A 13781-nucleotide genomic window follows, 5' to 3' on the forward strand; every position below is an offset into this window, starting at 1 on the left:
GCGCCCAATGTCGGCTAGGCTGGCATTGGGCGTTTCTTGTTGCCTTGCCGCCATAGCCGTTTTTTGAATCAGGTGCCTTTAGATGAGCGCTACCAACCTATCCGACAAACCCCCGGTCGATGTCCACAAACTGGTCGAAGAGACCGACACCGGGGGGCGCAAACCCGGCCCAGCGATCGCCAAGTTGCTGCTGATCGTGGCCGTGAGCTGGTCCTTGTTTCAGCTCTGGATTGCCTCACCCCTGCCCTTTGCCTTGGGCATTTTCATTTTCGATCACACCGAAAGCCGCTCCATCCACTTGGCTTTTGCGGTGTTTCTGGCCTTCATGCTGTTTCCAGCGCGCAAGCGTTCGCCCCGCGACCGCGTGCCCTTGCTCGACTGGGTGTTCGCTTTGGTGGGGGCGTTTTGTGCCGGCTATCTGTATCTGTTTTACCGCGAATTGGCGGCACGCCCCGGGCTGCCCACGACCATGGATGTGTACGTTGCGGTGATAGGTTGCACGCTGCTGCTGGAGGCCACCCGGCGCGTGCTGGGTTTGCCCATGGTGATCGTGGCGCTGGTGTTTTTGTTCTACACCTTTGCCGGCCCCATCATGCCCGAGCTGATGGCGCACCAAGGGGCTTCTATCAACCGCGCGGTGTCGCATTTCTGGCTCACCACCGAAGGGGTGTACGGCATTGCCTTGGGGGTGTCGAGCGGCTTTATCTTTCTGTTCGTGCTGTTTGGCTCACTCTTGGCCAAAGCCGGCGCCGGCAACTACTTCATCAAAAGCGCCTTCGCCCTGCTGGGCCACATGCGCGGCGGCCCAGCCAAGGCGGCCGTGGTTTCGTCGGCCGCCACCGGGGTGATTTCCGGCTCATCGATTGCCAATGTGGTCACCACCGGCACCTTCACCATTCCGCTGATGAAACGCGTGGGTTACCGCCCCGACAAAGCGGGTGCAGTCGAGGTGTCGGCCTCGGTCAACGGCCAGATCATGCCGCCGGTGATGGGCGCAGCAGCCTTTCTGATGGTCGAATACGTGGGCATTCCCTACGTCGAGGTGATGAAGCACGCCTTGTTGCCCGCCCTCATTTCGTACATCGCGCTGTTCTACATCGTGCACCTAGAGGCCGTCAAGGCCAATATGCAGGGCTTGCCGCGCCGCCACGCCTCCACCTTTGCCCAGCGCATGTTGTCGGTGTTGACGACCATCACGGGCTTCATCGTGCTCGCCGGCCTCACCTACTACGGCATCGGCTTCATACGCAGCACACTGGGTGAGGCGGCGCTGCCGGTGATCTTGCTGGGGTTGCTGGCTGCCTATCTTGGCCTGCTGTGGTTCAGCTCCAAGCTACCCGAACTGGAGCTGGACGACCCCGATTCCCCTTTGTTCGAGCTGCCTGAAACCGGCCCGACCGTCAAGTCCGGGCTGCATTATCTGCTGGCGGTGGTGGTGCTGATCTGGTGCCTGATGGTCGAGCAACTCTCGCCGGCGCTGTCGGCCTTTTGGGCCACGGCATTCCTGATCTTTCTGATCCTGACGCAAAAGCCCCTGCTGGGTCTGATGCGCGGCGACCGGCGCGTCTGGGCCAATTTTCGCTTTGCGGTGCAAGACCTCATCGACGGACTGGCCCTAGGGGCGCAGAGCATGGTCGGCATTGGCCTAGCGACGGCGGCGGCCGGGATCGTGGTCGGTACGGTCTCGCTCACTGGCGTCGGGCAGGTCATGACCGAACTGGTGGAAATCCTCTCGGGCGGCAACCTGACGCTGATGCTGGTGCTGGTGGCCCTGATTTGTTTGGTGCTGGGCATGGGTTTGCCCACCACCGCCAATTACATCGTGGTCGCCACCTTGATGGCGCCGGTGATCGTTGAACTCGGGGCGCAGCAGGGCTTGATCGTGCCGCTGATTGCGGTGCACATGTTTGTGTTTTATTTTGGCCTGATGGCCGATGTGACACCACCCGTGGGTTTGGCCTCGATAGCCGCTTCGGCGATTGCACGCAGCGACCCGATCAAAACCGGCATCACTGCATTTGGGTACAGCATGCGCACCGCGATTTTGCCGTTCTTGTTCATTTTCAACACCCAATTGCTGCTGATAGGTTTGACCGGGCCATTCGATCTGGTGCTTACCGTGGTGACGGCCACGGTGGCCATGCTGATTTTTGCCGCCGCCACGCAGGGGCACTTTTTTGCCCGCAACCGCTGGTATGAGGCCGTGGCCTTGTTGCTGATCTGCTTTACCCTGTTTCGCCCCAATTTTTGGATGGACATGGTGGCGCCGCCCTTTACCTCTTTGAGCGGCCAAGAAATGGTGCAAGCGCTGGAAACGGCTCCGGCGAATGCCAGCAAGCGGCTCTCGGTCGAAGGCATGAACCTTGAAGGCGATGAGATCAGTAAAGGGGTTTTGCTGCCGCTCGGGCCCGCAGGCGACCCCGCCCAGCGCCTGCGCCACGCCGGCATCACGGCCATGTTCGACGGCCAAGGGTACATGGTCATGGCTGTGCAGTTCCGCAGCGTGGCCGATCGCCAAGGCATCGAGCAGGGCTTTCGCATCACCGGGCTCGACGTGCCCAACGAGCGGCCTGAACCTGAGTGGTTTTTCATCCCGGCTTTGGCCCTGTTGGGGCTGATCATTGGGTTGCAGTGGCGGCGCAATAGCCGCCTCAAGTCGGCAACGGCGACGGTTGCCTCGACTTGAACCAGGAGCCCCTTGTGCAAGCCGTGTCTGCACCCGGGCCGCGCATCGCCCTGATCCATGCGCTGGAGCAGTCGGTGGCGCCGATAGCGCACGCTTTCGAGCGCCACTGGCCCGCGGCGCAGCGCATGAATTTGCTCGACGACAGCTTGGCCAGCGATGTGGCGCGCACCGGGCTCGACGCCGCGATGCACACGCGCTTCGAGCGCTTGGCTGCCTACGCCGAGTTCAGTGGCGCGCAAGCGATTTTGTACACCTGTTCGGCTTTTGGCCCGTGCATCGAGGGCGTGGCGGCGCGCCGGCCGCACCTGACCGTGCTCAAGCCCTATCAAGCCATGGTCGCAGAGGCGCTGGGCTTGGGGGGACGAATCGGTTTGATCGCTTCGTTTGCGCCCACCCTCGAGGCACTGCCAGCCGAGTTTGGGCCCAACGCCCAAGTGCTCACAGCCTGCGTGCCGCACGCCCTGCAGGCGCTGCAGCGCCAAGACGCGGCCGCACACGATGCCAGCGTGCTCGAAGCAGCCCTGCAGCTCCAGTCGAAGGGCTGCGCGCTGATCGCGTTGGCGCAGTTCAGCATGGCGCGCGCGGCACCTTTGATCCGGGAGCGGTTGACGCTCCCGGTTTTGACAGCGCCCACAAGTGCCGTGCTGGCCCTGCGCCAGCGCTTGACACCTGGAGCCGCTCCCACGCAACTGCCGCACGCCTGAGCCAGCCACCCAGCCGAAACGCAAGCCAAAGTCGCTGCTGGGAGCGCTACACTCACTGCAACTGCAGCCGCACTGCCGAGCGCGCGCGGCGCGCACTGCACATGGCCGACCCCACCCCCACCCCTCCCCCTGAGCCCGAGCCTGCGTGGCGCCGGGCGCTGGCGCGCTGGCAGGATTGGCTGCGCCCTGGCCACGCCAGCCCCGGCCCGCAAAAGCTGCGCCTGAACCTGGCCCTGCAAGGCGGTGGCGCCCACGGCGCCTACACTTGGGGCGTGCTCGATGCCTTGCTCGAGCACGAGGCGCTGGAGCTCGAGGGCCTCAGCGGCAGCAGCGCCGGCGCCGTCAACGCCGTGTTGCTGGCCGATGGTTGGGTGCGCGCTGGCCGTGCCGGTGCGCGCGCTGCGCTGGCCCAGTTCTGGGGCGAACTCGGCCAGCACCTGCCCGCCAGCCTGGTGCGCAGCAAGGGCGAGACCGTGCGCCTGGCCCCCGCTGGGCGCTTGCTGGCGCATTGGGCGGCCCAGTTCACGCCGGCGCAGCTCAACCCCTCTGACCTCAACCCGCTGCGCGACTTGCTCGAGCGCCAGATCGACTTTGAGCGCTTGCGCCGTGACTGCCCATTCAAGCTCTACATCGGTGCCACCCAAGTCAACACCGGGCGCTTGCGCCTGTTTAGGGAGCACGAGATCAGCGCCGAGGTGCTGTTGGCCTCGGCCTGTCTGCCCAAAATCCACCACACCGTCCACATCGACGGCGAGCCCTACTGGGACGGCGGCTACAGCGCCAACCCTGCCATCGCGCCCCTGGTTTACGACTGCGCCACGCCCGATGTGCTGCTGGTGCTGCTCAACCCCCTGCGCCGCAGCCAGACCCCGCGCAGCCTGGCCGAAATCGAAACGCGTTTGGTCGAACTGGGCTTTGGCACCCACATCATGAACGAGATGCGCCATTTCGCGCAAGCCGCTCGCCACGCGCGCACGCCACCCAGCGCCACGCCGGCACTGCAGCGGCTGCTGCAGCAGCGCTTCCACCTCATCGGCGGTGAAGAACTCGACAGCCTGGCACACAGCGAGAGCAAACTGATCGTGCACACGCCGTTTCTGCAGCACCTGCACCAGCAGGGCCGCGCGCACGCCCAAGCTTGGTTGCACGACAGCGCCGCGCTGGTCGGGCTGCGCTCGAGCATCGATGTCGAGGCATTGTTTGGCTGATCCCTGGATGGCCGCTTGGCATCTGGCGCAGCCACAGGCGCAAGCCGGTGTTCATCTGGCGTTCATCTACCCTTAAGCTTACCTTCATGCGTTTGTTAGCCAGCGCAAGGTTGCCAGGGCTTTAATCTAAAACAGTCATGGCGCTTGGCCGTGGCCGTGGTTGACAATCGATTGAAAGGATTTTTCGAGATGAAACTCAAACTTCTGGGCGCAGCCCTCTTGGCTTCCGGTCTGCTTATTTCGACACAGGCCCATGCCCATGCCGCTGGCGCCAGCGCCCCCCGCGCTGCCGCACCGGCTACCGCACCGGCCGCCACCCCGGCAGCGCGCACCATCACCGAAGCCCAAGTGCTGGCCGCCCAGCAAGCCTGGGGCCGGGCGCTGGTGCAGATCAGCAGCGATTTCGCCAGCGGTGGCCTTGCGCGTGCCACCGCCACCGCCTCGGCCGTGCTCGACGCAGCCTACGGCTACCAGATGGGCCCGGTGCTGTTCAAGCCCACCCTGACCACGGCACCCCACACCTTCCGCACCACGCGCGAGGGCGCACTGGCTTACTTTGTCGGCAACAACCCGGCCTTCCCGAATGACCGCGGCTTCGCGCTCAAGGGCTGGACCCACGTCGAGGTGCGCAACGCCGCGGTGCTGATCCACGGCGACGTGGCCAAAACCATGGGCAACGTCACCCTGACCAACCGCGATGGCAGCCGCACCACGGTGGACAAAACCTGGGGCTTCCGACTCGACCCCCAAGGCAATCTGCGCATTGTGCTGCACCACTCCTCGCTGCCCTTCACCGGCTCTTAATCTGCCGTGTTGCTTAGCCGCCTGAGCATTGCCTTTGCGGTTCTGATCCTGCTCAGCGCAGTGCAGGCGGCTTTTTCGGTGTGGGCCGTGCGCACCGCCAGCGCACAGTCTGCTCTCACGCGCGACGCCCAGCAGATGCTCACCGAGTACCAGGCGCTGGCGGCCAACAAACAGCGCTTGCTGGTCTGGTTGGCAGGCACGGCCCTGACCGGCCAAGGCAGTGCCGACACGCGCAACCAACTGCTGCAAGAAATGGAGCGCTCGCTGCACGAGCTGGAGCGGCTGCAGGCGCTGCAACCATTGCCGCCACCCTCTGGCACACCTGCTGGCAGCTCGGCAACCCAGACCGCATCGTCACCGCACGCCGCACCCCAAAGCCACCCGATCGCCCTTTTGCGTGCCAATTTTGACGCCATGCGGGCCTACGTGCTGCAAGCCAGCACCGCCACGGCGCGCAGTCCGGTTGCAGATCAGGCCCTGATGTGGTTGCAGGCTGCTGCCGTATTTGATCACCACGGCGGGCGCGACATGCGCAAGGAGCTGGCCGCTGCGATTGCGCAGCAACGCGAGGCCACCGAGCAGGCCATGGCGCAGCAAAACGAAACGCTAGACACCCTGCAGCGCTCCAGTCTGGGGCTCATGCTGCTGTCGGCGCTGTGGGGCTTGCTGGCAGCCGGTTATTTTATGCGCCGCCTGCATCAACCTTTTAGGCAGCTGCGGTTGGCCACCGAGGCGCTGGCCGATGGCGACTACCGGCAGCGCCCAGACACCGCCAACCCAGACGAGTTCAACCTGATCGGCCAGCAATTGAACGCATTGGCCCGTCGCCTCGAAGCCAATCAACGCCAAAACGAGGCCTTGCGCGCCGGGCTCGACGCCGCCGTGGCCGAGCGCACCCAGGCGCTGATGCGCAGCCACGAGGCGCTGCTGCAAGTGGATGCGCGGCGCCAGCGGTTTTTTGCCGAAATCAGCCACGAGTTGCGCACCCCGGTCACGGTCATTCGGGGCGAGGCCGAAATCGCCCTGCGCAGCGGCGGGCAGGCTGGCGTGCAAGACGCCGCCTATCGCGGCGCCCTCGAGCGCATCGTCACGGCAGCCGCCGCCTTGGGCCAGCGGGTGCAAGAGCTGGTGCGGCTGGCGCGATCGAGCGCCAGCGCCCAAAGCTACGCCTTTGCGCCGGTGCGCTTGCGCGCCGTGGTGCAAGGGGCGCAGCAGCAGATGCAGGCCATCGCCTCGAATCGCGGCATCGAGCTGCTGGACCGAGCCAGCGCCGCCGCCGGCGATTGCGTGCTCGAAGCCGACCTCGACAAATTGCAGCAAGCGCTGGTGATCGTGCTCGACAACGCGGTGCGCTACAGCGCCGCCGGCAGCCAAGTACAGATCGAGGCCGAGCCCGACGCGGCGGCGCAGTGCCTGCGCATCGCCATCAGCGACAGCGGCATGGGCATCGACCCCGAGCAAACCGAGCAGGTGTTCGAGCCCTACTTCCGCAGCGAAGCCGCGCGCCTGCGCAGCCCCGAAGGCTTGGGTCTGGGTTTGTCGATCGCGCGCGCGATCGTGCTCGCACACCGGGGCAGCATCGCCATGGAAGCCTTGGCGGTTGGCGGCACCCGCGTCACAATCGAGCTGCCGCTGGCCGGCGCCGCCGCTGCGGCCGCCTAAGCCATTCCCAAACCGCCCTTCACCCACTGCGCCCCTTTGCGATCCCCCAAGCAATTGAACGCCGCCCCTCCATTTTTTAGAGCGCCCTGCCCATGTATTTGCTGATCGTGGAAGACGACGACCGGGTGGCCGATTTTCTGCGCCGGGGGCTGGCTGCAGAAGGATACAGCACCCAACGCGTGGCCAACGCCGAAGAGGCGCTGCTGCGTCTGCGCCAGCACCCCTGTGCCTTGCTGCTGCTCGACCTGATGCTGCCGGGCATGAGCGGCATCGAGTTGTGCCAGCGGCTGCGCGCCGAGCGCCTGCAAATGCCGGTGCTCATGCTCACCGCGCTCGATGGGGTCGAAGACCGGGTGCAGGGCTTGCGCTGCGGGGCCGACGACTATCTGGGCAAGCCCTTTGCTTTCGACGAGCTGTTGGCACGCATCGAGGCGCTGCTGCGCCGCCCGACGGCGCTGGCGCAGGCTGCGCGCACGCTGGAGGTGGCCGATTTGCTGTTTGACCGCGACCAGATGCAGTGCTGGCGCGCCGGTCGCGCCTTGCATCTAACGGCCAAGGAGCTGGCGCTGCTGGAGCTGCTCATGAGCGCGCCCGGGCGCGTGTACAGCCGCGAACGCATTTTGGCCAACGTCTGGGGCAGCTACGAAGACCCGCTCACCAACGTGGTCGAGGTTTATATTAGGCGCCTGCGCGCCAAGATCGACGACGGCCACGAACTGGCCCTCATCAAAACCGTGCGCGGGCTGGGCTACCGGCTCGACGCCGCTGCCACACCCAAACCCACCCCCGTCGGTTCTGGGCCGCAAGCGCCGGGCTGAAGCTGTGCCAGCCCGCGGCCCGGAGGGGTGCATGGTGTTTAGCCAGAGCGGTCGGGGCGCTACACTCGCTTGCCGGCGCCCGAACCGGGTACCTTCCTTTGACCCAGCATGTTCCCCTACAGCCCCCTGCACCGCTCACACATCGTCCCCACCGAAGCGCCGCTGGCCCACGTGCCGGGCAGCATCATTTTTTGGTGGGCGTTTTTTGCCCTCGGTGTGGTGGCGTTTGCGGCCGGCATGTGGGGCATGGTTTGGCGCCGCGTGCGCCGGCGGCGTTTGCGGGCCGATCTGGCGCAGTGGCCCGCCAGCGGCGATCGCGCCACCCAAGCACGGTTTTTGCTCGAACTGGTGCGCCGCCACCGCCTCAAGCCGCCCGCTGCTTGGATGGAGGCCCTCGATCAGGCCGGCGACCCCAAGTTCGTGAACCCAGACCCGACCCAGCCCGATCCGCTGCTGGCCTTGCGCGACGCCATCGAGGACATGGAATACGCCGACTGAGCGCTGGCACTAGGCCGACAACGCAGCGGCCCCCGCCCGAACGGCGTTGCGGCCGGCTTTTTTGGCGCGATACAGGTTGAGATCGGCCTCGCGCAGCAAATCGTCGGCGCTGTGCATCAGGTCGAGGCGCGCACTGCCCACGCCGATGCTCACCGTCACCGCTGGCCAAGGTGCGCCGCTGACACCGGGCTGGGTTTCTTGGTGCACGCGCTGGCGCAATTGCTCGGCCATGTGCTGGGCGCCGTACCCGTCGGTATCGGGCAGCAGACAGACAAATTCCTCGCCGCCGTAGCGCGCCACCAGGTCGGTCGGGCGCTGCAAGCCGCTGGCCAGCGCAGCCGCGACGCGGCGCAGGCAATCGTCGCCGCTTTGGTGGCCGTGGCTGTCGTTGAAGCGTTTGAAGTGGTCCACGTCGATCAGCAGCACACTCAAGGGTGCGCCGCTGCGCTGGATGCGCGCCCACTCGACGGCCAACCGTTCGTCGAAGTGGCGCCGGTTGGCGATGCCGGTCAGGCCGTCGAGAAACACCCAGCGGCGCAGCAAATCGCCTTGGCGCTTGAGCGTGACGTGGGTTTTGACGCGCGCACGCACCACTTTGGTGTTGAAGGGCTTGCCGATGAAATCGACCGCTCCCACGTCGAGCCCATGCGCTTCCGATTCGGGGTCGGCGTTGGCGGTGAGAAAGATCACCGGGATGTCGCGCGTGAGTTGGTCGGCCTTGAGGCGCTGGCAGACCTCAAAGCCATCGAGCTCTGGCATGACGACGTCGAGCAAGATCAGGTCGGGCTGCTGCTGGCGTGCGATCTCAAGCGCCTTGTTGCCTTCGGTGGCCGCAAACACCTGGTGGTCGGCGGCAAACACGCGGTAGAGCAACTGCACGTTGACGGGCTGGTCATCGACCACCAGCAGGCGCGGCCGGCGCTCGAGTTCGCCCCCAAACGGGGTTCCAGCCGGCAAGGATTGGGCAATGTCCATTAGGTGGGATTTTCGTTCAGGCAGGCGTCGCACAACAGCAAAGCAGCAGAAAAATCGAGGCTTTGCACGGCTTGCAACAGCGGTGGCAAGCGCTCGCCCAGCTCGTTGGTGTGGTGTGCAACCAGCTGCTGCGCCCAATCCAGCGCCTGCATGTCGAACGCCAGCAAACAGCTGCGCAAGCTCTGCAAGCTTGCCTGCAGCGACTGGCTGGACAGCACCCCCTCGGCGGGCGGCTGCTCGGGCTTGGGCTCGCAGGGGGGCAGCGGCGGCGGCAGCGCCAAAAAATCCTGCAACGCTTGCGCAGCGGCCTGCAGCGCATCCAGCACGGCCAACAAGCAGGGCTCGCTTTGTAGGCGCTGCTCGGCGTCGGTCGATGCAGCGCCCATGCGACCAAAGCCGACAAAAACCGCCTCGGCGCGCGCTGCCTCCTGCGCCAAAGCTTGCGCCCCCACCGTGGCAGCCAAGCCCTTGAGCGTGTGCAGTTCGCGCACCACCGCTTCCAGCGCAGGCGATCGATCAGGCTCAAGCCAGCCGCGCACGCTGTGGGCGTAGCCAGGCAGCGCAGACGCCACTTCTTGCGCCACTTGGCGATACAAATGCGGCTGGCGGCCCATGCGCGTCAGCGCCGCTTCGAAGTCCAGCACCGGGGCGGTGCCGCCGAGTGTCTGCGCCGGCACCTCTTTGTCGGCCTGAACCTCGGCCAAGGCATCGAGGCCAGCCCAGCGGCGCAGCTTGGCCACCAGCTGGTCGAGCTCAAAGGGTTTGCCGATGTGGTCCACCATGCCCGCCTCCAGGCACGCCTGGCGGTCGCTCTCCATGGCGTTGGCGGTCATGGCGATGATGGGCGGGCAGAGTGCACCCAAACCCTCGCGCAGCAGGCGGCTGGCCGTGAGGCCGTCCATTTCGGGCATTTGCAAATCCATCAGCACGACATCGAAATCGGCTGGTTTGGGGTGCGCCGGCACCCGGTCGTGCGCATCAAAACCGAGCAGCTGCAAGGCCGCGCGGCCGTGGTCGGCCAGCGCCACCGTGGCCCCCTCGCCTTGTAACAGCTCGAGCGCAATCTGCTGGTTGATGCGGTTGTCCTCGACCACCAGCAGGCGCAAACCGGGCAAGCGCAGCGCAGGTGGGGTGCTGGCCGGGGAGGTGGCAGACTGGGGCCCGTGTTCGGGCTGCAGCAACTGCTCGAGCGCTCGGCGCAGCATGGGGGCCGTGACGGGCTTGACCAGCTGCGCAGCATGGCCCGCATCGGCTGCGGTACCGGCCCCGTTTGCCCCGGCACCCGCACCCAACAGGTCGCGGCCGTGTGCCGTGAGCCAGATCAGATTCGGGCACAGAGCGGCTGGCACACAATGGCGCAGGCTATCGAGCGGTGTTAAATCAGCGGGCTCAAAAAAACGCCCATCCACCAGCGCCACATCAAAGCCCGCAGGCTGGTTGGGGCTACCCGGTGCGGCTGGTTTGAGCAAGGTCTGCAAAGCCTGCTGCGATTCTGCGTCGGCCCCAAAGGCCACGCAGTCGCAACCCAAAGCGGTCAACATGCGCTGCAGCAGCGTGCGGGCGGGCTCGTAGCCGTGCAGCAGCAGCACGCGCCAGCGCGGCAGCGGCGCAGGCACCTGGGCCAGACCAGCGGGCTCGTTTGGCAGGGGAAAATGCAGCGTGAAACTAAAGATGCTGCCGCGCCCGGGTACGCTCAGCAGTTGGATGTCGCTGCCCATCAGGCGCAGCAAATGGCGGCTGATGGGCAGCCCCAGCCCAGTGCCGCCGAAGCGGCGCGTGGTCGAGCCTTCGGCTTGGGTGAAGCCGCTGAAGATTTTTTCTTGGTGTTCGGTGGCGATGCCGATGCCGGTGTCGCGCACCGTGAGTTCGAGCTCCACTTGCTGCGCCGTTTGACGCAGCAGCTCGATTTTGAGCATCACCTCGCCTTGGGCCGTGAACTTGATGGCGTTGGAAATCAGGTTCAGCAGCACCTGGTGCAAGCGCAGGTCGTCGCCCACCAGCCGATCGGGCACCCGCGCATCGACGTCGAACAACAGTTCCAGCGGCTTGCTCCCCAAGTTCACAGACAGCAGGGTCGAGAGGTTTTGCAGCAACTCGTCCAAAACGAAGGGGCGCGGGTCGAGCACCATGCGCCCGGCTTCGATTTTGGAAAAATCCAAAATGTCGTTGATCAGCCCCAGCAAGGCGCGGCTGGCCCCTTCGGCCTTGAGGGCGTAGTCGGCCTGACGCGGATTCAGACCGGTTTTCTTGAGCAGCGCCAGCATGCCCAGAATGGCGTTCATGGGCGTGCGGATTTCGTGGCTCATGTTGGCCAAAAACTGGCTCTTGGCGGCGCTGTTGGCCTCGGCCATTTCTTTGGCGTGGGTGAGAGCCGCCCGCTGCGCCTCGCGCTGGGCCTCGCGTTCGGTGATGTCTTGGATGGCCCCGATCACTTGCACCACCTGCTTGGCCTGCAACTGCGGCTCCCCCACCAGGTGCACCCGACGCGGCTGGCCGCCGGCGGTGAGCAAATCGAGCTCCAAGTCGATCGGATGCGCTTCTTCAAAGGCCTGCTGCAAAGCGGCTTCAAATTGTGCCCGCCCAGGCTGTGGGTAGTGGGCCAGCGCCTGCTCCAGCGTGGGCTGCTGGCCGTCGGGCAGGCCGTGGATTTGAAAGGTGTGGGCGGTCCATTCCAGCCGCATGTGCTCGCGGTGCACCATCCAGCCGCCCACGCCGCCGATGCGCCCGGCGTTGTCGAGGAAGGCGCGGCTGGCCAGCAACTGCGCCTCCTTGCGCCGCAATTCGGTGACGTCCTGCATGATGCCGACCATGCGGCTGCGCTCTTGGCCTTCGCTGTCGATCACCAGCCCAGCGGATTTGAGGTGGCGGATTTCGCCGCTGGGCCAACAGACGCGGAATTCGGCCTCGTAGTGCTTGCCCCAGTGCAGCACGTCGAGCAGCAAGGCGTGGGTGTGCAGCAGATCGCCCGGGTGCACGCGCGCGCGCCACAGGCGGCGCAACTCATCCGAAGGCAGGTCTTGCTCGATGGCGAAATGCTCGCGCATCTGCCGGTTCCAGACCACCATCCCGCTGGCGATGTCGATCTCCCAGACCCCGATTTGCGCGCTGCGCGCCGCCAAGCGGAAGCGCTCGTTGGCGTGCTGCAGCTCGACTTCGACCAGCTTGGCAGCTGTCACGTCGGTGTGGGTGCCGGCCATCCAGATCGGGCGCCCGTCTGGGCTGCTGCTGATGACCTTGCCGCGCGAATGCACCCAAACCCAATGCCCGAGGCGGTGGCGCAACCGGAATTCGGACTCAAAAAATGGGCTCTCGCCGTTGAGGTGGGCTTCGATCTGCTGCATGGTGCGCGTCAGATCGTTGGCTTCAACGCGCTCGCTCCACCAGGCCACTGTCAGGGGTTCCAGCTCCTGCCCCTCGAGGCCGATCATCGCCGCATAGTTGCGGTTGATCTGCAATTGGCCAGATTCCACATTCCAGCGCCAGGTGCCGACTTGGGTGCCCTCGATCACCCCGACCAGTTCTTCGCGCTCGAGCATCAGTTGCTGCTCGATGCCCTTGCGCCGGCTGATGTCGAGCAAAATGCCAGCTATCAGCGCCACCCGGCCTTCGGGGTGGCGGCGCTGCACGCTGCTGCGGCTCAGCACCCAGACCCAATGCCCCTGGGTGTGGCGCAGACGAAACTCGACCTCACTCAGCGACTGGGGGCCCTTCAGCTGCAGCTGATGCGCTTGCCGCACGCGCGGGCGGTCGTCGGGGTGCATGCGTGCGTACAGGTGTTCGGTATCGCCCCGCAGGCTGTTCGGTGCATCGCCCAGCATGGCCGCAAACTGCTCATCGACCGTGAACAGCTCTTCATCGACCTGATAGGTCCAGGTGCCGGCCCCGGTGCCGCTCAAAATCAGGTGCAGCCGCTCGCTTTGTTCGCGCAGGCGCGCAGCGGCGTTTTTGCGCTCGGTGATGTCTTGCTGCAGCGAAATGAAGCCCTTGAGGCGGCCCGAGCCATCGCGCACGGGCTGGATTTCCAGCGCCACCCAGTAGTGGCTGCCATCTTTGCGGCGGTTGAGCAGTTCGCCTTTGAAGGGCGCCTCGTCGCGCAAGGCCTGCTTGAGTTGCGCCAGCACCTGCGGGTCGGTTTGTGCAGACTGCAACAGGCGACCCGGACTCTGGCCCAATATCTCGGGCAGAATGTGGCCCGTAATGCGCTCGAAGCCTTGGTTGACCCATTCGATGCGCCCGCGCGCGTCGGTGACCACCACAGCCGTTTCGGTGTGTGTGGCCAGCATAAACAGGGCGTTGACCGGGTGCCCGATATCGGGTTGCAGAGCCAAATCGAATTTCCCAAAACACAGATTGCAAAGCTTGAAGCTGCGCGCAGCCGGCATTATCGGGCATCGAGCTCGCGGGTCTGATCAAGCCGCAAAACCCA

9 protein-coding genes are annotated in these 13781 nt (G+C 65.4%); 7 read left to right on the top strand and 2 right to left on the bottom strand.

All coding sequences use genetic code 11. The features are described from left to right. The first annotated feature begins 82 nt into the window (after positions 1 to 82). The 7 genes from SMCB_RS04685 (at position 83) to SMCB_RS04715 (ending at position 8380) form a co-directional block, all read left to right on the top strand. Positions 83 to 2686: a TRAP transporter permease gene (locus SMCB_RS04685; protein ID WP_045535431.1), complete on the top strand. Its 2604-nt coding sequence runs from the start codon at positions 83 to 85 to the stop codon at positions 2684 to 2686. Positions 2687 to 2700: 14 nt separating this feature from the next. Continuing rightward, positions 2701 to 3390, top strand: coding sequence for an aspartate/glutamate racemase family protein (locus SMCB_RS04690; protein ID WP_231851251.1), 690 nt, complete (start codon positions 2701 to 2703; stop codon positions 3388 to 3390). Between the two features lie 101 nt (positions 3391 to 3491). Continuing rightward, positions 3492 to 4598, top strand: a complete 1107-nt coding sequence (locus tag SMCB_RS04695) for a patatin-like phospholipase family protein (protein ID WP_082027235.1) — start codon at positions 3492 to 3494, stop codon at positions 4596 to 4598. 189 nt (positions 4599 to 4787) lie between these two features. Next, positions 4788 to 5402, top strand: a complete 615-nt coding sequence (locus tag SMCB_RS04700; RefSeq protein ID WP_231851252.1) for a hypothetical protein — start codon at positions 4788 to 4790, stop codon at positions 5400 to 5402. 6 nt (positions 5403 to 5408) lie between these two features. Then, complete coding sequence (locus SMCB_RS04705; protein WP_045535433.1) at positions 5409 to 7064, top strand: sensor histidine kinase; 1656 nt, start codon at positions 5409 to 5411, stop codon at positions 7062 to 7064. Between the two features lie 92 nt (positions 7065 to 7156). Continuing rightward, positions 7157 to 7882, top strand: a complete 726-nt coding sequence (locus tag SMCB_RS04710; protein WP_045535435.1) for a response regulator transcription factor — start codon at positions 7157 to 7159, stop codon at positions 7880 to 7882. 108 nt (positions 7883 to 7990) lie between these two features. After that, complete coding sequence (locus SMCB_RS04715; RefSeq protein ID WP_045535437.1) at positions 7991 to 8380, top strand: hypothetical protein; 390 nt, start codon at positions 7991 to 7993, stop codon at positions 8378 to 8380. A 9-nt stretch (positions 8381 to 8389) separates the two neighbouring features. Here the strand turns inward: SMCB_RS04715 and SMCB_RS04720 are convergent, their stop codons facing one another. Then, a complete protein-coding gene (locus SMCB_RS04720) occupies positions 8390 to 9355 on the bottom strand; it encodes a diguanylate cyclase domain-containing protein (protein WP_045535439.1) in 966 nt (321 codons plus the stop codon). Further along, the gene (locus SMCB_RS12140; RefSeq protein WP_171820282.1) at positions 9355 to 13683 is read right to left on the bottom strand and encodes a PAS domain-containing protein; all 4329 of its coding nucleotides are present in this window, start codon (positions 13681 to 13683) and stop codon (positions 9355 to 9357) included. Before SMCB_RS12140 ends, SMCB_RS04720 begins: the two co-directional genes overlap by 1 nt. Positions 13684 to 13781: the final 98 nt, after the last annotated feature.

Origin of the sequence: Serpentinimonas maccroryi (assembly GCF_000828915.1) — a bacterium.
GTDB classification, from domain to species: domain Bacteria; phylum Pseudomonadota; class Gammaproteobacteria; order Burkholderiales; family Burkholderiaceae_C; genus Serpentinimonas; species Serpentinimonas maccroryi.

Excerpts from the sequence above, each read along its gene's own strand:
- SMCB_RS04685 (WP_045535431.1), top strand. The coding sequence starts at position 83 with ATGAGCGCTACCAACCTATCCGACAAACCCCCGGTCGATGTCCACAAA.
- SMCB_RS04695 (WP_082027235.1), top strand. The coding sequence starts at position 3,492 with ATGGCCGACCCCACCCCCACCCCTCCCCCTGAGCCCGAGCCTGCGTGG.
- SMCB_RS04700 (WP_231851252.1), top strand. The coding sequence starts at position 4,788 with ATGAAACTCAAACTTCTGGGCGCAGCCCTCTTGGCTTCCGGTCTGCTT.
- SMCB_RS04710 (WP_045535435.1), top strand. The coding sequence starts at position 7,157 with ATGTATTTGCTGATCGTGGAAGACGACGACCGGGTGGCCGATTTTCTG.
- SMCB_RS04715 (WP_045535437.1), top strand. The coding sequence starts at position 7,991 with ATGTTCCCCTACAGCCCCCTGCACCGCTCACACATCGTCCCCACCGAA.
- SMCB_RS04720 (WP_045535439.1), bottom strand. The coding sequence starts at position 9,355 with ATGGACATTGCCCAATCCTTGCCGGCTGGAACCCCGTTTGGGGGCGAA.